Annotated in this window: 16 protein-coding genes; 8 read left to right on the forward strand and 8 right to left on the reverse strand. The window is 55.5% G+C overall.

What is annotated here, in order from left to right; translation table 11 throughout:
- Window positions 1–325: 325 nt before the first annotated feature.
- Both IM295_RS15470 and mdtD read left to right on the forward strand, forming a co-directional pair.
- Window positions 326–1,033: a FadR/GntR family transcriptional regulator gene (locus IM295_RS15470; protein WP_193066914.1), complete on the forward strand. Its 708-nt coding sequence runs from the start codon at window positions 326–328 to the stop codon at window positions 1,031–1,033.
- On the forward strand, window positions 1,030–2,463 hold the full coding sequence (gene mdtD, locus IM295_RS15475) for a multidrug transporter subunit MdtD (protein WP_193066915.1): 1,434 nt from the start codon (window positions 1,030–1,032) through the stop codon (window positions 2,461–2,463). Before IM295_RS15470 ends, mdtD begins: the two co-directional genes overlap by 4 nt.
- Here mdtD and rbsR read toward each other — a convergent pair.
- From rbsR to kup, 7 genes are all read right to left on the reverse strand, one after another.
- Window positions 2,429–3,421 carry a ribose operon transcriptional repressor RbsR gene (gene rbsR, locus IM295_RS15480; RefSeq protein WP_072252026.1) on the reverse strand — a complete coding sequence of 331 codons (993 nt, stop codon included), beginning with the start codon at window positions 3,419–3,421 and terminating at the stop codon, window positions 2,429–2,431. The genes mdtD and rbsR overlap by 35 nt on opposite strands.
- Window positions 3,422–3,424: 3 nt before the next feature.
- Window positions 3,425–4,354 carry a ribokinase gene (gene rbsK, locus IM295_RS15485; protein ID WP_045631283.1) on the reverse strand — a complete coding sequence of 310 codons (930 nt, stop codon included), beginning with the start codon at window positions 4,352–4,354 and terminating at the stop codon, window positions 3,425–3,427.
- 108 nt (window positions 4,355–4,462) lie between these two features.
- A complete protein-coding gene (rbsB, locus tag IM295_RS15490) occupies window positions 4,463–5,353 on the reverse strand; it encodes a ribose ABC transporter substrate-binding protein RbsB (RefSeq protein WP_193066916.1) in 891 nt (296 codons plus the stop codon).
- A 27-nt stretch (window positions 5,354–5,380) separates the two neighbouring features.
- A complete protein-coding gene (gene rbsC / locus IM295_RS15495) occupies window positions 5,381–6,346 on the reverse strand; it encodes a ribose ABC transporter permease (protein ID WP_006808742.1) in 966 nt (321 codons plus the stop codon).
- A 4-nt stretch (window positions 6,347–6,350) separates the two neighbouring features.
- On the reverse strand, window positions 6,351–7,856 hold the full coding sequence (rbsA, locus tag IM295_RS15500) for a ribose ABC transporter ATP-binding protein RbsA (protein ID WP_041911754.1): 1,506 nt from the start codon (window positions 7,854–7,856) through the stop codon (window positions 6,351–6,353).
- Window positions 7,857–7,863: 7 nt separating this feature from the next.
- Window positions 7,864–8,283 (reverse strand): D-ribose pyranase, encoded by a 420-nt coding sequence (gene rbsD, locus IM295_RS15505; RefSeq protein ID WP_003862392.1) that lies wholly within the window; start codon window positions 8,281–8,283, stop codon window positions 7,864–7,866.
- A gap of 226 nt (window positions 8,284–8,509) precedes the next feature.
- On the reverse strand, window positions 8,510–10,378 hold the full coding sequence (kup, locus tag IM295_RS15510; RefSeq protein WP_041911753.1) for a low affinity potassium transporter Kup: 1,869 nt from the start codon (window positions 10,376–10,378) through the stop codon (window positions 8,510–8,512).
- Window positions 10,379–10,599: 221 nt separating this feature from the next.
- Here kup and ravA point away from each other — a divergent pair, with 221 nt between their 5' ends.
- Together ravA and viaA are read left to right on the forward strand one after the other, a co-directional pair.
- Window positions 10,600–12,096: an ATPase RavA gene (ravA, locus tag IM295_RS15515; protein ID WP_045631286.1), complete on the forward strand. Its 1,497-nt coding sequence runs from the start codon at window positions 10,600–10,602 to the stop codon at window positions 12,094–12,096.
- Entirely contained in the window at window positions 12,090–13,541 is a 1,452-nt protein-coding gene (gene viaA, locus IM295_RS15520) for an ATPase RavA stimulator ViaA (RefSeq protein ID WP_045261174.1), read from the forward strand. Before ravA ends, viaA begins: the two co-directional genes overlap by 7 nt.
- Here the strand turns inward: viaA and asnA are convergent, their stop codons facing one another.
- A complete protein-coding gene (gene asnA / locus IM295_RS15525; protein ID WP_041911750.1) occupies window positions 13,542–14,534 on the reverse strand; it encodes an aspartate--ammonia ligase in 993 nt (330 codons plus the stop codon).
- 151 nt (window positions 14,535–14,685) lie between these two features.
- Here asnA and asnC point away from each other — a divergent pair, with 151 nt between their 5' ends.
- The 4 genes from asnC (at window position 14,686) to rsmG (ending at window position 18,679) form a co-directional block, all read left to right on the forward strand.
- Window positions 14,686–15,144, forward strand: coding sequence for a transcriptional regulator AsnC (gene asnC, locus IM295_RS15530; RefSeq protein WP_008500198.1), 459 nt, complete (start codon window positions 14,686–14,688; stop codon window positions 15,142–15,144).
- A 90-nt stretch (window positions 15,145–15,234) separates the two neighbouring features.
- A complete protein-coding gene (gene mioC, locus IM295_RS15535; protein WP_063437515.1) occupies window positions 15,235–15,684 on the forward strand; it encodes an FMN-binding protein MioC in 450 nt (149 codons plus the stop codon).
- Between the two features lie 374 nt (window positions 15,685–16,058).
- Window positions 16,059–17,948, forward strand: a complete 1,890-nt coding sequence (gene mnmG, locus IM295_RS15540) for a tRNA uridine-5-carboxymethylaminomethyl(34) synthesis enzyme MnmG (protein WP_045261176.1) — start codon at window positions 16,059–16,061, stop codon at window positions 17,946–17,948.
- 107 nt (window positions 17,949–18,055) lie between these two features.
- Window positions 18,056–18,679, forward strand: coding sequence for a 16S rRNA (guanine(527)-N(7))-methyltransferase RsmG (gene rsmG, locus IM295_RS15545; protein WP_028014915.1), 624 nt, complete (start codon window positions 18,056–18,058; stop codon window positions 18,677–18,679).
- The last annotated feature ends 375 nt before the right edge of the window (window positions 18,680–19,054 follow it).

Below are 19,054 nucleotides of genomic sequence, written 5' to 3' on the forward strand. Positions count from 1 at the left end.
AAATTGTTAAAGAGCAGTGCCGCTTCGTTTTCGCTGCGGCGCGGGGTGTGCATATTACGCCTTCCCGCTTCAGAGTCAAGCGTTTATTTTCGCTGTTCTCTGCTGACCCGGCGGCGTGTGTGCCGTTGTTCCGTGTCAGTGGAGGCGCATTATAGGGCGTTATTCTTAAGTGACAAGAGGAAATTCAAAAAAAGTTTCTGACCGTGTTTTTTTTCACCAACAGAGGTGATATCAAGCTACAAATTGTTCTATTTGATGTATCTGCAACCACAATCACATTCGAGGTGGCATAATTAACAGCATGAAACATTAAGGAATAAAAGCGATGCCATTAAGCGCACAACAGCTGGCCGCCCAAAAAAATCTGTCCTATGTGCTGGCAGAAAAGCTGGCGCAGCGGATTTTAGCGGGTAAATATGCCCCGGGGAGCATCCTGCCGGGTGAATTGGAGCTGGGTGAGCAGTTTGGAGTAAGCCGTACCGCGGTTCGCGAGGCGGTGAAAACCCTGACGGCAAAAGGCATGGTGCTTCCACGCCCTCGTATTGGCACGCGCGTGATGCCACAGAATAACTGGAATTTTCTCGATCAGGAGCTGCTCTCCTGGTGGATGACCGAAGACAACTTTCATCAGGTCGTCGATCACTTTCTTGTAATGCGCAGCAGTCTTGAACCTCAGGCATGCCTGCTTGCCGCCACGCTCGGGACAGCAGAGCAGAAAGCGCAGCTTAACGCACTCATGGAAGAGATGGTGTTCCTGAAAAAACACTTCAACCGGGAACGATGGATTGAGGTCGATATGGCCTGGCATGAACATATCTATATGATGAGCGCCAATCCGTTCCTCACTTCCTTTGCTTCGTTATTCCATTCGGTGTACCACACCTACTTTACCTCTATTACACAAGACGAAGTGGTAAAGCTGGATTTGCATCAGGCGATAGTAGATGCCATTCAGGAGAGCGACGGGCAGCGAGCCCTGACTGCATGTCAGGCATTGCTGACCGCACCACCCCACCAGCAGGTAAATAAATGACAGAGAAAAAAGCGCGCAGCATGGCCGGATTGCCGTGGATTGCAGCCATGGCGTTCTTTATGCAGGCACTGGATGCCACCATCCTCAATACGGCGCTTCCCGCCATTGCGCAAAGCCTTAACCGCTCCCCGCTGGCAATGCAGTCTGCCATCATCAGCTACACCCTCACGGTGGCGATGTTGATCCCGGTAAGTGGCTGGCTGGCCGATCGCTTCGGTACCCGCAGAGTTTTCATGCTGGCCGTAACGCTCTTTACGTTCGGTTCACTGGCCTGCGCGCTATCCACTTCATTAACGGAGCTGGTTATCTTTCGCGTACTGCAGGGAATAGGCGGCGCGATGATGATGCCGGTGGCGCGCCTCGCTTTGCTGCGTGCCTACCCACGCAGCGAACTGCTCCCCGTACTCAACTTTGTCACCATGCCGGGGCTGGTCGGCCCAATACTTGGCCCGGTCCTCGGGGGTGTGCTGGTTACCTGGGCAAGCTGGCACTGGATTTTCCTGATTAATATTCCGATTGGCGTGGCAGGGCTGATCTATGCCCGCAAATATATGCCGAACTTCACCACGCCAAGGCGCAGCTTCGATATGGGCGGCTTTTTCCTGTTTGGACTGAGCCTGGTGCTGTTCTCAAGTGGCATGGAGCTCATTGGCGAGAAGCTCGTTGAAACGTGGCTGGCGCTCGCCGTCATCCTCATTGGTATTCTGCTGTTCCTTCTTTATATACGCCATGCGCGTCGTCACCCGACACCGCTTATCTCTTTATCTCTCTTTAACACCCGAACCTTTTCCGTCGGGATCGCGGGCAATATTGCCTCACGTCTGGGCACGGGCTGCGTACCGTTCCTGATGCCATTGATGCTGCAGGTGGGGTTCGGCTACCCGGCGCTGATTGCCGGCTGCATGATGGCGCCCACGGCAATGGGTTCCATTCTGGCGAAATCAACGGTCACGCAGGTACTGCGCTGGTTTGGCTATCGTAAAACGCTGGTTGGCGTGACGGTCTTTATCGGTCTGATGATTGCGCAGTTCTCGCTGCAATCCGCGGCGTTACCGGTCTGGATGTTGATCCTGCCGCTGTTTGTGCTGGGAATGGCGATGTCAACGCAGTTCACGTCGATGAACACCATCACCCTTGCGGACCTGACCGACGAGAACGCGAGCAGCGGCAACAGCGTACTGGCGGTGACCCAACAGCTGTCGATCAGCCTCGGGGTAGCCGTGAGCGCGGCGGTGCTGCGGTTTTATGAAGGGTTTGGCGGCACGAATACCGTTGAGCAGTTCCACTATACCTTTATCACCATGGGCGCGCTTACCGTGGTGTCGGCGCTGGTCTTTATGTTGTTAAAACCGAAAGATGGCCGGAACCTGATTAAAGAGCGTCACAAAGAGAAAGCTAAACCGAACCGCGTTCCATCAGAACAGGAGTAAGCTGCAAACGTTGCTGTTGCAGCGTGGGCTGTGCCATACGGTGGATCAACACGTCTATGGCCAGCTCACCCAGTTCATCCTTCGGCTGATGGATCGTGGTCAGCGGCGGCGTCATGTAGCGCGCCAGTTCGATATCATCGTAACCGACGATCGCCATATCGTCCGGAACGCGCAGTCCCGCCTGATACAGCGCCTGATAGGCACCAAACGCCATCGCATCGTTGCCGATAAACACCGCCTGCGGGCGAGGCTCTTGCGCCAGCAGCGTCTGCATTGCCTCGAAACCGCCGTTAAACTCGAAATCGCCGGTGATGCGATAGCCATCAGGAATGGCAAGCCCTGCCCGCTCCATTGCCGAAAGATAGCCTTCCAGACGCAAGCGCGCCGGGGTTTTATCCAGCGGGCCGGTAATGCAGGCAATGCGGGTATAGCCTTTATCAATCAGGTGCTGCGTCGCCATATCGCCGCCCAGCAGCGAGTTATCCTGAATCAGATCGCTGGTCCCGTCGAACGGCGCCCAGTCCATCATTACCGTGGGAATAGAAGGATAGCGCTGAATGATCTCTTTTGAAGGTTGATGCGTTTCGGTACAGAGCAGCAGCAGCCCGTCGACGCGTTTTTGCATCAGCGTTTCCAGGTTGCGGTTCATGCGCTGCTCGTCGCCTTCAGTATTGCACAGCACCAGACTGTAGCCACGCTCGAAGCAGCTGCGCTCTACGCCACGAACAAGTTCAGAATAGAAAGGATTGGTACTGGCCGTGATCAGCATGCCGATGGTGCGCGTCTGGTTAAGCTTCAGACTGCGCGCCAGCGCCGACGGCGCATAGTTGAGATCTTTTACTGCGGCTTCGACTTTCTCCCGAATCGCCTCGCTGACGAAGCGGTCGTTATTAATAACGTGAGAGACGGTCGAAGTAGAAACGCCCGCCATGCGGGCGACATCTTTCATCGTAGCCAAGCGTTACCCCTGCTGACTTAAGAATTCATCGATCTCTTTACGCCACGGAACGGAAGGCTGTGCGCCTTTGCGCGTCACCGCAATCGCGGCGGCGGCATGCGCAAAGCGGATCGCGTCATCCATCGCTTTTCCTTCCAGCAATGCCGTCACCAGCGCACCATTGAAGGTGTCTCCAGCGGCGATGGTATCAATGGCTTTGACCTTAAAGCCCGGCACGCGACGGCCTTCGCCATTGACGCTAGCCCACACCCCGCGGCTACCAAGAGTAATGATAACGGTCCCGATGCCTTTTGCATGCAGCACTTTCGCCGCACGCGCGGCATCATTGTCATTTTCAACGCGAATGCCCGTCAGCTTTTCCGCTTCGGTTTCGTTCGGCGTAATGATGTCTACCAGCGCCAGCAGTTCATCTGATAATACACGGGCAGGCGCAGGGTTAAGTACGACAGTGGTATGATTTTCATGCGCAATTTTCGCGGCGGTCAGCACGCTTTCAACCGGAGACTCCAGCTGCATCAGCAGGGCTTCCGCTCCGGCGATGATCCCACGCTGCGCTTCGACGCGTTCAGTCGTTAACGCGGCGTTAGCCCCCGCATGAATACCGATGACATTCTCACCTTCAGCGTTAACGAAAATCAGCGCCACGCCGGTAGATTCCCCTTCAACAACGCTGACGGGTGCAGTATCGATGTTGTCGCTCGCCAGCTGCTTGCGTACGCGCTCGCCGGTATCGTCATCACCCGTACAGGCGATAAACGCGATATTCGCCCCGCTGCGCCCGGCGGCAACTGCCTGGTTTGCGCCCTTACCGCCAAACGCGACCTGATACTGATTGCCGGTGACGGTTTCGCCCGGAGTGGGGAACGTTTCAAGGTTAAGAATGTGATCGGCATTGATACTGCCAAGGACGACGAGGTTGCCTGCGGTTTTCATGTATTGAGGTGTCCATCTGAGAGCGCCACCGGTATTACCCGGTGGCGTATGCCACACTTTTCTTTTATTTGGTGTCCCTCAGGCAGCCAGCGACTGCCTGAATCGCCTTTACTGCTTAATGACCAGCTTCAGGTCAACAGGATATTTGGCCTGAACTTTTTCGCCCTTCAGCACTTTGTCGGCAGTTTCAACGCCAGTCGCGCCAATCTGCTCAGGCAGCTGAGCGATGGTCGCAGCCAGTTTGCCATCATTTACTGCTTTTTCACCATCCGGCGTGCCGTCAAATCCGACAACCATCACATCTGATTTACCCGCGGTCTGCAGGGCACGCAGCGCACCGAGCGCCATCTCATCGTTCTGTGCAAATACCGCCTGCACCTCTGGATGCGCGGTCAGCAGGTTCTGCATGACGTTCAGACCCTTAGTACGGTCGAAGTCTGCCGGCTGGCTGGCCAGCACGTTGAATTTGTGTGCAGCCACGGCCTGCTGGAAGCCTTCACCACGTTCACGGGCCGCGGAAGTACCGGCGATACCCTGCAGTTCGATAACTTTCGCGCCTTCACCGGCTTTCTTCGCGATGTAGTCACCAGCAATTTTACCGCCCAGCACGTTATCAGACGCAATGTGGCTCACAACTTCGCCTTTCGTTGCCTGACGGTCCAGAGTGATCACCGGAATTTTCGCCTGGTTTGCCATCTTCACGGCGTTGCCTACGGCATCAGAATCGGTTGGGTTGATCAGCAGAATTTTGGTGCCACGAACGGTTAAGTCCTGAACGTTAGCCAGCTCTTTCGCCGGGTTGTTCTGTGAATCCAGCACCACCAGGTTGTAGCCCAGTTTGTCCGCTTCTTTCTGCGCACCGTCCTTCAGGGAGACGAAGAACGGGTTGTTCAGGGTAGAGACAACCAGCGCGATGGTGTCTTTCGCCATGGCGTTAGCACTTACGGTTGCGCTCAGCGCGACAGCGGAAACCAGGGTAGCCAGTTTTTTCATGTTCATATCTAAGATGTCCTGTAGTGTCGTCAGTTACTGTTTTTTGTTGTCTACCAGTACCGCCAGCAAAATCACCACTGCCTTAACGATCATCTGGTAATAGGAGGAAACACCTAACAAATTCAAACCATTATTCAGGAAACCGAGGATCAGTGCGCCGATCAATGTCCCAACAATGCGACCTTTACCGCCCGCAAGGCTCGTACCGCCCAGAACCACCGCCGCGATGGCATCCAGCTCGTACCCCGTCCCCGCCGTCGGCTGTGCGGAAGAGAGGCGCGCCACTTCGATGATGCCCGCCAGAGAGGCCAGCAGGCCGCACAGGGAGTACACGATAATTTTGACTTTATTAACGCTGATACCGGACAGGCGCGTGGCCGCTTCGTTACCACCCAGCGCATAGATATAACGGCCCAGGCGGGTATGGTGCAGCATGTACCACGCCGCCAGGAAGACGATAGCCATGATCCAGACCGGGGTCGGGACACCTAGCGGGCGACCGATACCGAACCAGCCAAACAGATCCGCGTTATCCGTAAACCCGGTATTCACCGGGCTACCGTTGGTGTAAACCATGGTCACACCGCGCAGCAGCAGCATCATCACCAGCGTGGCGATAAACGCCTGAACGCGGCCTTTTGCCACAATCACACCGGTAACGGCACCAATCGCCGCGCCAGCCGCCAGTGCAGCCGCAACGGCCACCAGCGCGTTGACCTCAATTCCCACAATTGAAGCGGCGATCGCACCGGTGAGCGCCAACAGGGAACCGACGGACAGATCGATACCCGAGGTCAAAATCACCAGCGTCATGCCGACCGCCATAATGGCGTTCACCGACGTCTGCTGCAGAATGTTGAACAGGTTATTGACGGTAAAAAAGTTCGGGCTCATGGTCGAGACAATCGCGATCAGCACCAGCAGGGCAATCAGCGATTTTTGTTCCATCAGCCATGCCTTTGTGAAATAGCGGCGACCAGAAACAGCCTGGGTAGTCATCTTCTTACTCCTGATTCACGCGATTAAGCTTGCCCACAGCGGCAGCCATCAGAACTTCCTGGGTGGCCTGCTCGCGAGTGAATTCACCGCCGAGATGCCCTTCATGCATGACGATAATGCGATCGCTCATGCCTAATACCTCTGGCATCTCGGAAGAGACCAGAATGATGCTCAGACCGTCGGCCTTGAACTGGTTAATCAGCTGATAGATCTCTTTTTTCGCGCCCACGTCCACGCCGCGGGTTGGCTCGTCGAGGATCAACACCTTCGGGCGCGTCATCAGCCCGCGGGCAATCGCCACTTTCTGCTGATTCCCGCCGGAAAGCAGGCCAATAGCCTGCTCCATCGACGGGGTTTTAACGTTGAAGAGACGGATAAAATCACTGACCGCCTGCTGCTCATCTTTATGCTTCAGGCTGCCGCCGCTATGGCTGAAATAGCGCAGCGCGGTGAGGGACATATTCTCTTTCACCGACATGCCCAGCACTAAGCCGTCGCGCTTGCGGTCTTCGGAGATATAGACGATGCCGTTCGCCAGCCCGTCCTGCGGCGAGCGGGTCACCACTTCATGGCCGTCAAGGGTAACGTAACCGCTGGTGCGCGGCAGTGCGCCGTACAGCACTTTCATAAGCTCGGTACGGCCCGCGCCCATCAGGCCCGCCACGCCCAGGATCTCGCCCTGACGCAGGGTAAAGGTCACATCATTTACGCCCGGGCCGCAGAGATTATCTACCTTCAGGCGGATCTCGCCCGGTGCTTTGTCCAGATGCGGATATTGGTCTTCGAGCTTACGTCCCACCATCATTTCGATCAGCGTATCTTCGGTCAGCGTCGCCACTTCGCGCTCGGCGATAAACTGGCCGTCGCGGAAGACGGTAACGTCGTCGCAAATTTCGAAGATCTCTTTCATGCGGTGAGAGATATAGACAATGCCGCGCCCCTGCGCTTTCAGCTCGCGGATCACGCGGAACAGGGATTCGGTTTCGGTATCGGTCAGGGCATCGGTCGGTTCATCCATAATGATGACCTTCGACTCGAAGCTCAGCACCTTCGCGATTTCCACCATCTGCTGATCGCCGATGGAGAGGTCGCCCACCAGGCGGTCGCTCTTAAAGCGCAGGTTCAGCTTCGCCAGCAGCTTGTCCGCTTCGGCGTACATGGTTTTCCAGTCGATTTTGCCGAACCGGTTCACGAACTCGCGGCCCAGGAAGATGTTTTCCGCAATGGTCAGCTGCGGGATCAGGTTCAGCTCCTGGTGAATAATGCCGATGCCCGCTTCCTGAGAGGATTTCGGGCCGTTAAAGGTGGTTTCTTTACCCAGCCAAACGAGTGAACCGGCATCACGCTGATAGATCCCGGTCAGCACTTTCATCATGGTGGATTTGCCGGCACCGTTTTCGCCCACCAGCGCCATCACGCGTCCTGGGTAGACGTTAAGCGCCGCACCGGAGAGGGCTTTTACGCCCGGGAACGACTTATCGATCCCTTTGAGTTGCAGTAATGCGTCCATGATGGCCTCAGAAGGTGACGCCAGCACAGAGAATGATATTCGCATACGGGGAACACTCCCCGCTGCGAATCACCGCCTGACTGTCTGCGGTTTGTTGTTTGAACTGTTCGTGCGTTGTGTAACGAATTTCTATGGTGTTTCCCTGGTGTTGTTGCAGTTGCTCAATGTGGCTGAGCAACGTTTCGTGGAGTTGCGGATTATGTTGTTTGATTTCCGCCGCGAGAATGGCCGCCTCAACCTGCATCTCCGCCGTCACCACCTCCAGTACCTGCATAAACGAGGGCACGCCCTGCGTTAACGCCATATCGATACGGGTTGTGCTGCGCGGAACCGGTAAGCCTGCATCGCAAACCACCAGCGTATCGGTATGCCCAAGACGGGAAATAACCGATGAGATTTCTGAGTTGAGAACCGTGCCTTTCTTCATTTTCTTGCTCCACTAGCGAAACGTTTCGCTAAAAATAGTGTAGCCGCATAAATGTTCAGAAAACCATCATGACGTAACGGATTTGTGATCAACGTCGAAACGTTTCGCTAAGTGAAATGGAGGGGAGGTAAATGCAAAACGGTAACCGTCAGGTTACCGTTTTAGATGTTTGCGCCCTCTCCCTGTGGGAGAGGGACGGGGTGAGGGCATCAGGCCGCACGGAGACTTAAATCTCGACCTGCGTCCCCAGCTCAATGACGCGGTTAGGCGGGATCTCAAACTGGTCAGGCGCGCGCAGGGCGTTACGCTGCAGGATCAGATACAGCTTACCGCGCAGACGCAGATACCATGGGCGCTTGCCGATGATCAGCGACTCGTGGGACATAAAGAACGACGTCTCCATCATCCGGCAGCTTAACCCTTCCAGACCGCAGCGGTGGAACACCTCTTCCACGTTCGGCGTTTCGCGCCAGCCGTAGCTCGCCACCACGCGCCAGAAGGTCGGGGACAGCTGCTCAATCTGTACGCGGCGCACGTTGTGAACGTACGGCGCATCTTCGGTGCGCAGCGTCAGCAGGATCACGCGCTCGTGCAGCACTTTGTTGTGCTTAAGGTTATGCATCAGCGCAAACGGGATCACATTCAGGGCACGAGACATGTAAACCGCGGTACCCGGCACGCGCACCGGCGGGGATTTCTCAAGCGACGCGATCATCGCCTCCAGAGAATTACCGTGCTCATGCATGCGGCGCAGCAGGCGGAAGCGCTCGCTTTTCCATGTGGTCATGACAATGAACATCAACAGGCCCAGCGTCAGCGGCAGCCAGCCACCGGAGACAATTTTGTCGAGGTTCGCAGAGAACAGCGGCACGTCAATGCACAGGAAGCCCACCAGAATCATCCCCACGAGGAACTTATTCCAGTGCCAGTTGCGGTACGCCACCGTGGTGGAGAGAAGCGACGTCAGCACCATCGTACCGGTCACGGCAATACCGTAGGCCGCCGCCAGATTACTGGAGTGTTCGAAGCTAACAATCACGATCACAACAGCAAAGTAGAGCAGCCAGTTAACGAACGGGATGTAGATCTGGCCCGACTCCATCTCTGAGGTATGGATGATGCGCATTGGCGAGAGATATCCCAGACGAACGGCCTGACGGGTCAGAGAGAACACCCCGGAAATCACCGCCTGAGAGGCAATCACGGTCGCCAGCGTTGCGAGGATCAGCATCGGCACCAGCGCCCAGTCAGGTGCCAGCAGGAAGAATGGGTTCTTAATCGCTTCCGGGTTCTTGAGCAACAGCGCACCCTGACCGAAGTAGTTCAGCACCAGCGACGGGAGCACCACAATAAACCATGCCACGCGGATAGGCAGCTTCCCGAAATGCCCCATGTCAGCATAGAGCGCCTCCACACCGGTGATGGAGAGCACGACCGCACCCAGCGCCACGAAGGAAACCACTTTGTATTCAAGGAAGAAATGCACCGCCCAGTAAGGGTTCAGCGCATGCAGCACGTCCGGGTTCGCAATAATGCTGCGCAAACCGAGCGCCGCCAGGATCAGGAACCAGGCCAGCATAATCGGCGCAAACAGTTTGCCCACCAGCCCGGTACCGTGTTTCTGGATCATGAACAGCAGCGTCAACACGATGATTGCCAGCGGGACAACCCAGGCATCAAGCTGCGGGGCAATAATCTCCAGCCCTTCAATCGCCGAGAGCACCGAGATAGCCGGTGTTATCACCACTTCCCCGTAGAAGAAGCTGCCACCTATCAGGCCGATAATTACCAGCACAGACGTCATTCTGGCCGAGGTATTGCGACCGGCAAGGGACATCAGGGTCAGGATCCCGCCTTCGCCCGCATTATCTGCACGCATAACGAAGGAGAGATATTTAACGGAAACGACCAGGATCAGCAGCCAGAAGATGAGGGACAGGAAGCCAAACACGGCATCGCGCTCAACACCAAAGCCAAACTGGCCGGACAAACATTCACGAAGCGTATAAAGCGGGCTGGTGCCGATATCACCGTAGACAACCCCGATCGCCGCAAGCGTTATTGCGGGTAATGATTGCTTATTATCAGTGCTCATAGACTAGTCTTTTCGTTTAAATAACAAATGTGTTCCTGTCCCTTGGTCCACAAAAAGCGCACAGTATGCACGATTCATTGCAAAATCGTACCCCTAAATGCAACCGCATTAATGTAGCGCAAAGAAAATTGCGCCGCACTTCAGCCTATTACCAGCCCTGACTGAAACGTCTATACTCGCTTCAATTGGCCGCCACAACGGCGAAAGGATGCAAAACTATTATGGCTCACTCACATTTATTAGCAGAAAGAATTTCCCGCCTCAGCAGCGCGCTGGAGAAAGGCCTTTACGAGCGCAGCCACGCCATTCGCCTTTGCCTGCTGGCGGCATTGAGCGGTGAAAGCGTATTTCTGCTGGGACCGCCGGGCATTGCCAAAAGTTTGATTGCACGCCGCCTAAAGTTCGCTTTCCAGAACGCTCGCGCATTCGAGTATTTGATGACGCGCTTCTCCACGCCAGAAGAAGTTTTCGGCCCGCTTTCTATTCAGGCGCTGAAAGATGAAGGGCGCTATGAGCGTCTGACGGCGGGCTATCTCCCGGAAGCGGAAATCGTCTTTCTTGATGAGATCTGGAAAGCCGGCCCGGCCATTCTGAATACCCTGCTGACGGCAATCAACGAACGCCGCTTCCGCAACGGCGCGAGCGAAGAGAAGATCCCCATGCGCCTACTGGTGGCCGCGTCAAACGAACTGCCCGAAGCCGACAGCAGCCTGGAAGCGCTGTATGACCGTATGCTGATCCGCCTGTGGCTGGATAAAGTCCAGGATAAATCAAACTTCCGTTCAATGCTGGTGAGCCAGCAGGACGAAAACGAAAACCCGGTGGCACCTTCACTGCAGGTGACGGACGAGGAGTACCATCAGTGGCAGGACGAGATCGGCAAAATTAAGCTGCCCGACGCCGTCTTTGAGCTGATCTTCATGCTGCGCCAGCAGCTTGATTCCCTGCCTTCCGCCCCGTACGTCTCAGATCGTCGCTGGAAAAAAGCGATCCGTCTGCTCCAGGCCAGCGCGTTGTTCAGCGGTCGCGACGCGGTCGCCCCTATCGATCTGATCCTGCTAAAAGACTGCCTCTGGCACGACGCAGAAGGCATGAACCTGATGCAGCAGCAGCTGGACGTTTTGATGACCGGGCACGCCTGGGGGCAGCAGGCGATGCTCAACCAGCTGGGGGCGATTGCCCAACGGCGCATTCAGCTCCAGCAGCAGCAAAGCGATAAAACCGCGCTAAAAGTGAACCGACTGGGCGGCATGTTCGCCCGCAAACCGCATTACGAGCTACCCGCCGATCTGACCGGCACGACGCTGACACTGCTGCTCCAGCAGCCCCTCAAGCTGCATGATATGCAGGTGGTGCACATTACGATTGAGCGCGAGCCGCTGGCGCAGTGGCTGGATAAGGGCGGGGAGATCCGCGGAAAGCTCAACGGCATCGGTTTCGCGCAGCCGCTGAATATGGAAGTGGACAGCAGTCAGCACCTGGTGATCCGCGACGTGAGCCTTCAGGGATCGCGTCTTGCGCTTCCCGGCACCGCCTCGGACAGCGTGCCGGAAGAGATTAAACAACAGCTGGAAGCGCTGGATACCGAATGGCATCAGCAGCACACCCGCTTCAGCGAGCAGCAAAAATGCCTCTTTATTCATAGCGACTGGCTAGGTCGCATTGAAGCCAGCCTGCAGGACGTCAGCGCGCAGATCAAACAGGCGCGTCAATGCTAACGCTGGACACGCTCAATATAATGCTGGCCGTCAGCGAGGAAGGGTTGATCGAGGAGGTGGTGATTACCCTTCTGGCATCGCCGCAGCTGGCGGCCTTCTTTGAAAAATTCCCGAAACTCAAAAAAGCGATGACGGACGATCTCCCGCGCTGGCGCGACAATCTGCGGCAGCGGTTTAAGGAGACAGAAGTCCCGCCCGAACTGACGGAGGAAGTCGCGGCCTATCAGCAGTGTCAGCGGCTATCGACGCCACAGTTTATCGTCCAGATCCCGCAAACCCTTACCCTGCTCGATAAAGTCCACTCTCCGTTTGCCAGCCAGGCCAGAACGCTGGTCGCAGAAAACGTCACCTTTACCCCGGCGCTGCACACGCTCTTTTTACAGCGCTGGCGCCTGAGCCTGGTCGTCCAGGCTACCACGCTGAACCAACAGCTTCTGGATGAAGAGCGGGAACAGCTGCTCAGCGAAGTCCAGGAACGCATGACGCTGAGTGGCCAGCTCGAAGAGGTGCTGGTAGAAAATGAAAACGCCGCTGGTCGCCTCTGGGATATGAGCGCCGGGCAGCTGCGGCGCGGGGATTATCAGCTGATCGTGAAGTACGGCGACTTTCTTACCCAGCAGCCGGAGCTGATGAAGCTCGCAGAACAGCTCGGCCGCTCGCGAGAGGCCAAATCGGTCCCAAAGAAGGATGCCCCGATGGAAACCTTCCGCACCCTTGTACGCGAACCGGCTACCGTGCCGGAGCAGGTCGACGGACTCCAGCAAAGCGATGACATCCTGCGCCTGCTGCCGACCGAGCTAAGCACGCTGGGAATGACCGAACTGGAGTATGAGTTTTACCGTCGGCTGGTGGAAAAACAGCTTCTCACCTATCGGCTGCACGGCGAAGCCTGGCGAGAGAAGCTCAGCCAGCGCCCGGTCGTGCATCAGGACTTTGATGAGCAGCCGCGCGGGCCGTTTATTGTCTGCGTAGATACGTCCGGCTCAATGGGCGGCTTTAACGAGCAGTGTGCGAAGGCGTTCTGTCTGGCGCTGATGCGCGTGGCGCTCGCTGACCGCCGTCGCTGCTTTATCATGCTCTTCTCCAGCGAAGTCGTGGGCTACGAGCTGACGAACCAGCAGGGCATTGAGCAGGCCATCCGCTTTTTAAGCCAGCGTTTTCGCGGCGGCACCGATCTGGCCAGCTGTTTTCGCAGCATTGTAGAACGGATGCAGGGCGGCGACTGGTACGACGCTGACGCGGTGGTGATTTCCGATTTCATTGCCCAGCGGCTGCCGGAAGATGTGGTAAATAAAGTGAAGGAGCTGCAGCGCGTGCACCAGCACCGTTTTCATGCCGTGGCGATGTCCGCACATGGAAAACCCGGCATCATGCGCATCTTCGATCATATCTGGCGCTTTGATACCGGGTTGCGTAGCCGTCTGCTCAGACGCTGGCGGCGTTAATTAAAGAAGAGAATCGACGCTTTCACGTACCTGCTGCGGCCAGACCCCACACTGCACCTGACCAATGTGAGACAGTTGCAGCAGCAGCATGGTCAGACGGGACTGCCCGATACCGCCGCCGATGGTCTGCGGCATTTCACCGCGCAGCAGCGCCTGATGCCACTCTAATTTAAGGCGATCTTCGTCACCGGTCACCGCCAGCTGGCGCTTCAGCGCCTCTGCATCCACGCGGATCCCCATCGAAGAGAGCTCAAACGCATCTTCCAGAACCGGGTTCCAGACCAGAATATCGCCGTTCAGACCGGCATATTCGCTTTCGCCCGCGGTGCTCCAGTCATCATAATCCGGCGCACGAACGTCGTGACGTTTGCCATCAGACAGTTTGCCGCCGATGCCAATCAGAAATACCGCGCCCAGTTCTTTGGCGATCGCCCGCTCGCGGCCTTTGGCATCCAGATCCGGGAAGCGGCTCAGCAGTTCCTGGCTGTGGACAAAGTGGATCGTATCCGGCAGGAACGGTACCAGACCAAACTCTTTGCTCACGGCCGCTTCGGTCGCTTTGATCCCCGCGTAGATCGCCTCAACGGTGGATTTCAGCGTGCCGACATGACGCTCGCCGTCACCCATTACGCGCTCCCAGTCCCACTGGTCAACGTAGACAGAGTGAATCGGGGAGAGGCGGTCTTCATCGGGGCGAAGGGCTTTCATGTGCGTGTAGAGCCCTTCGCCCGCGCTGAAGTCGTGTTGTCCCAGGGTTTGACGCTTCCACTTCGCCAGGGAATGCACCACTTCGAACTGGGCGTCTGGCAGTGTTTTCACTTTTACCTGTACCGCTTTTTCGCAACCAGACAGGTTATCCTGCGTCCCGTCACCCACGCGGCTCAGAATCGGCGCCTGAACTTCAATAAGACCAAGCTTCTCTTCAAGCTGGCGGGAAAAATGGGATTTTACGAAACTGATCTGGCGTTGTTTTGCGATGTAAGCGGTTTTCATTATTTATACTCCTGCGTCCTGTTGATAATGATTAAGCAACAGAACCGACACTTAATTCAATAACCCATCAACAAAAAGCCACCTTCACTTTTGATTCGTTAAAATAAGACGCTAGAATAGACGTATTCATTAATCTTCATAAGAAAAAGCTATGGAAAATTATCAGATCGACAATCTGGACCGCGGCATCCTTGAGGCCTTAATGGCCAATGCCCGTACAGCCTACGCCGAACTGGCGAAACAGTTTGGCGTCAGCCCGGGAACCATTCACGTTCGCGTAGAGAAGATGAAGCAGGCAGGGATCATTACCGGTGCGCGCATCGACGTCAGCCCGAAGCAGCTGGGTTATGATGTCTGCTGCTTCATCGGCATTATTCTTAAAAGCGCAAAAGACTACCCCTCCGCGCTGGCAAAGCTGAACGCGCTCGATGAAGTCACCGAGGCGTACTACACCACCGGGCATTACAGCATCTTTATTAAAGTGATGTGCCGCTCCATCGATGCCCTCCAGCAGGTACTTATCAACAAGATCCAAACAATCGATGAAATTCAGTCCACCGAGACACTGATCTCCCTGCAAAACCCGATCATGCGTACCATCCGCCCGTGATCGGGCAAATTCATTCCCACATTTTCCACAGGTAGATCCCAGCTCGTTCACAGCGTACAATGATCCCCTCTTTATCTGAGCGAGCGATCAATGGCGGACATTACCCTTATCAGCGGCAGCACTCTTGGCGGTGCGGAATACGTAGCGGAACATCTGGCTGAGAAGCTGGAAGATGCAGGCTTTTCTACACAAACGCTGCACGGGCCGCTGCTTGAAGATCTCCCGGTTGACGGGGTCTGGCTGCTGATCACCTCCACGCACGGTGCGGGCGATCTGCCGGATAACCTGCAACCTTTATATGACGAACTGCTGGAACAGCAGCCCGACCTGTCAAACGTCCGTTTTGGCGCAGTGGGGATCGGCAGTCGTGAATATGACACCTTTTGCGGGGCAATAGAGAAGGTCGAAGCCGCTGTTACCGCTTGCGGAGCAAAACAGCTGGGTGAAACGCTCAAGATCAACATCCTCGATCATGACATTCCGGAAGATCCAGCCGAGATCTGGCTCGCGGAATGGAAAAATTTACTCAAAAACGATTAAAGATCGCGCGAACAGATGTGGATAACTCTGGTTAAAAGCTCGTATTAACCCGTAGTTATCCAAAGAACAACCCTAGCGTCGTTTTTGGCCTGTGTATAAAGTCGCGATCTGATCCCAGCTTATACGGTCCTGGATCACCGATCATTCACAGCAAACGATCCTTCCTAACTGCATGATCTTATTTGCAGGATCGGACTTATCCACACGTGTCCGCGATCCTAATAAGAGATCACAATAGAACAGATCTCTAAATAAAAAGATCTTCTTTTTAATAGCCCAGGATCCCAATGCTTTCTCGAAAGACTAAAGTTGAGTAGAATCCACGGCCCGGGCTTCAATCCATTTTCATACCGCTTTACGCGAGGCAGACCACCATGTTTTATCAGGATCCTTTTGACGTCATCATCATTGGCGGGGGTCATGCAGGCACTGAGGCCGCAATGGCCGCAGCGCGAATGGGTCAGCAGACCCTGCTTTTGACACACAATATCGACACGCTGGGACAAATGTCCTGTAATCCGGCGATTGGCGGCATTGGGAAAGGACACCTGGTAAAAGAAGTGGATGCACTTGGCGGCCTGATGGCGAAAGCGATCGATCATGCGGGCATTCAGTTTAGGATACTAAACGCGAGTAAAGGCCCTGCTGTTCGCGCCACTCGTGCGCAGGCAGACCGCGTGCTTTACCGCCAGGCCGTGCGCACCGCGCTGGAGAACCAGCCGAACCTGATGATCTTCCAGCAGGCGGTAGAAGATCTTATCGTTGAGAACGATCGCGTCGTGGGCGCCGTGACCCAGATGGGCCTCAAGTTCCGCGCCAAAGCCGTGGTGCTGACGGTCGGGACATTCCTGGATGGCAAAATCCATATTGGTCTGGACAACTACAGCGGTGGCCGTGCTGGCGATCCGCCGTCCATTCCGCTGTCTCGTCGTCTGCGTGAACTGCCGCTGCGCGTCAGCCGTCTGAAAACCGGCACGCCGCCGCGTATCGATGCACGCACCATTGATTTCAGCGTACTGGCCCAACAGCACGGCGATAACCCGATGCCGGTTTTCTCGTTCATGGGCAACGCGGCGCAACACCCGCAGCAGGTACCGTGCTACATCACGCATACCAACGAAAAAACCCATGACGTGATCCGCAATAACCTCGACCGCAGCCCAATGTACGCTGGCGTGATCGAAGGGATCGGCCCACGTTACTGCCCGTCGATCGAAGACAAAGTGATGCGCTTTGCCGATCGTAACCAGCACCAGATCTTCCTGGAGCCGGAAGGGCTGACCTCGAACGAAATTTACCCGAACGGCATCTCCACCAGCCTGCCGTTCGACGTGCAGATGCAAATTGTTCGCTCAATGCAGGGGATGGAGAATGCGAAAATCGTTCGCCCTGGCTACGCTATTGAGTACGATTTCTTCGACCCGCGTGACCTGAAGCCGACGCTGGAGAGCAAATTCATCCACGGCCTGTTCTTCGCGGGGCAGATTAACGGCACCACCGGCTACGAAGAAGCCGCAGCGCAGGGGTTGCTTGCCGGTCTGAACGCTGCCCGCTTCTCTGCCGAGAAAGAGGGCTGGGCGCCGGCGCGTTCTCAGGCCTATCTGGGCGTTTTGGTCGACGATCTCTGCACGCTGGGCACCAAAGAACCGTACCGTATGTTTACCTCTCGCGCGGAATATCGTCTGATGCTGCGCGAGGACAACGCCGACCTGCGTCTGACCGAGATAGGCCGCGAGCTGGGTCTGGTGGATGACGAACGCTGGGCGCGCTTCAACGAGAAGCTGGAACGTATTGAACAGGAACGTCAGCGCCTGAAAACCACGTGGGTAAACCCACAGGCGGAAACCGCTGCCGAAGTGAACGCTCACTTAACAGCGCCGCTGTCGCGTGAAGCCAGCGGCGAAGATCTGCTGCGTCGTCCTGAAGTCACCTACGAGAATCTGGTCAAACTGACCGCGTTCGCACCGGGCCTTGAAGACGCTGAAGCTGCCGAGCAGGTCGAAATTCAGGTGAAGTACGAAGGCTACATCGCGCGTCAGCAGGATGAGATCGAAAAACAGCAGCGCAACGAAAACACGCTGCTGCCGGAAATGCTGGACTACCGTCAGGTGACGGGCCTTTCCAACGAAGTGATCGCTAAGCTGAACGATCACAAACCGGTATCGATTGGCCAGGCCTCCCGTATCTCGGGCGTTACGCCGGCGGCGATTTCGATCCTGCTGGTGTGGCTGAAAAAGCAGGGCATGCTGCGCCGTAGCGCGTAATTGACATTGCTTTTGGCGGGTGGCGCTTCGCTGACCCGCCCTACTTATTCGTAGGCCCGGTAAGCGGCAGCGCCACCGGGCAAAAAAACTCTCAACAGGTATTCACCGTGCTCAACAAACTCTCTCGTCTGCTGGATCAGGCAGGTATTTCGCTCACCGATCACCAGAAAAACCAGCTGGTGGCGTATGTCGATATGCTGAACAAATGGAATAAAGCGTACAACCTGACGTCTGTGCGCGATCCCAACGAGATGCTGGTTCGCCATATTCTCGATAGTATCGTGGTGGCGCCGTACCTGAAAGGTGGACGTTTTATCGACGTGGGGACGGGGCCGGGTTTGCCGGGCGTTCCGCTGTCGATTGTCCGACCCGAGAGCCATTTCACGCTGCTGGACAGCCTGGGCAAGCGCGTGCGCTTTTTACGCCAGGTTCAGCATGAACTGAAGCTCGATAACATCACGCCCGTACAGAGCAGGGTAGAGGAGTTTCCGGCAGAGCCGCCGTTTGACGGCGTTATCAGCCGTGCGTTTGCTTCGCTCAATGACATGGTGAGCTGGTGTAAGCATCTGCCAGCAGAAGATGGCCGTTTTTATGCGCTGAAAGGACAGCTGCCCGGTGATGAAATTGAACAGCTTCCGGACGGTTTTAGCGTTGAAACCATCGAGAAATTAAACGTTCCGCAGCTCGACGGTGAACGTCATCTGGTGATAATTAAGCCAAACAATTTTTAAAAAAATAATAAAAAATGTGGAATTTGTGCTGTTCTGAGTATGTTAAAAAACAGCACAACTAACCGGGGTTAACCAGAGAGCGTTTAACCGCTTTTTTACCAGGGATTTTCTTGCGGTTAACCTCACGTCGATTATTCATCGCGAAGATAGTCAACTATGAAAATATCAGCCTGCTAAAAGTGGAAGGCTGTAACCAGAACGCAATGTTAATTATTTATTAAGAATGTCAATAAAAGGTTTTTATTGTGTACGGGGCTGTTTTGAAAATAGTTGCGATATTTTGTGTTTAATTTCAGAAAGATAATCCTGGGCGATTTACGGCTTTGATAAATACAACCTTATCGCAAATGTGTGTTTTGTGATCTCGTGCACGCT

Origin of the sequence: Enterobacter cloacae complex sp. P14RS, assembly GCF_014895895.1 — a bacterium.
GTDB classification, from domain to species: Bacteria; Pseudomonadota; Gammaproteobacteria; order Enterobacterales; family Enterobacteriaceae; genus Enterobacter; species Enterobacter bugandensis.

What these genes read in the sequence shown, in the direction of transcription:
- IM295_RS15470 (WP_193066914.1), top strand. Translation starts at nt 326, where the DNA reads ATGCCATTAAGCGCACAACAGCTGGCCGCCCAAAAAAATCTGTCCTAT.
- mdtD (WP_193066915.1), top strand. Translation starts at nt 1,030, where the DNA reads ATGACAGAGAAAAAAGCGCGCAGCATGGCCGGATTGCCGTGGATTGCA.
- rbsK (WP_045631283.1), bottom strand. Translation starts at nt 4,354, where the DNA reads ATGAAAACCGCAGGCAACCTCGTCGTCCTTGGCAGTATCAATGCCGAT.
- rbsB (WP_193066916.1), bottom strand. Translation starts at nt 5,353, where the DNA reads ATGAACATGAAAAAACTGGCTACCCTGGTTTCCGCTGTCGCGCTGAGC.
- rbsC (WP_006808742.1), bottom strand. Translation starts at nt 6,346, where the DNA reads ATGACTACCCAGGCTGTTTCTGGTCGCCGCTATTTCACAAAGGCATGG.
- rbsA (WP_041911754.1), bottom strand. Translation starts at nt 7,856, where the DNA reads ATGGACGCATTACTGCAACTCAAAGGGATCGATAAGTCGTTCCCGGGC.
- rbsD (WP_003862392.1), bottom strand. Translation starts at nt 8,283, where the DNA reads ATGAAGAAAGGCACGGTTCTCAACTCAGAAATCTCATCGGTTATTTCC.
- kup (WP_041911753.1), bottom strand. Translation starts at nt 10,378, where the DNA reads ATGAGCACTGATAATAAGCAATCATTACCCGCAATAACGCTTGCGGCG.
- ravA (WP_045631286.1), top strand. Translation starts at nt 10,600, where the DNA reads ATGGCTCACTCACATTTATTAGCAGAAAGAATTTCCCGCCTCAGCAGC.
- viaA (WP_045261174.1), top strand. Translation starts at nt 12,090, where the DNA reads ATGCTAACGCTGGACACGCTCAATATAATGCTGGCCGTCAGCGAGGAA.
- asnA (WP_041911750.1), bottom strand. Translation starts at nt 14,534, where the DNA reads ATGAAAACCGCTTACATCGCAAAACAACGCCAGATCAGTTTCGTAAAA.
- asnC (WP_008500198.1), top strand. Translation starts at nt 14,686, where the DNA reads ATGGAAAATTATCAGATCGACAATCTGGACCGCGGCATCCTTGAGGCC.
- mioC (WP_063437515.1), top strand. Translation starts at nt 15,235, where the DNA reads ATGGCGGACATTACCCTTATCAGCGGCAGCACTCTTGGCGGTGCGGAA.
- mnmG (WP_045261176.1), top strand. Translation starts at nt 16,059, where the DNA reads ATGTTTTATCAGGATCCTTTTGACGTCATCATCATTGGCGGGGGTCAT.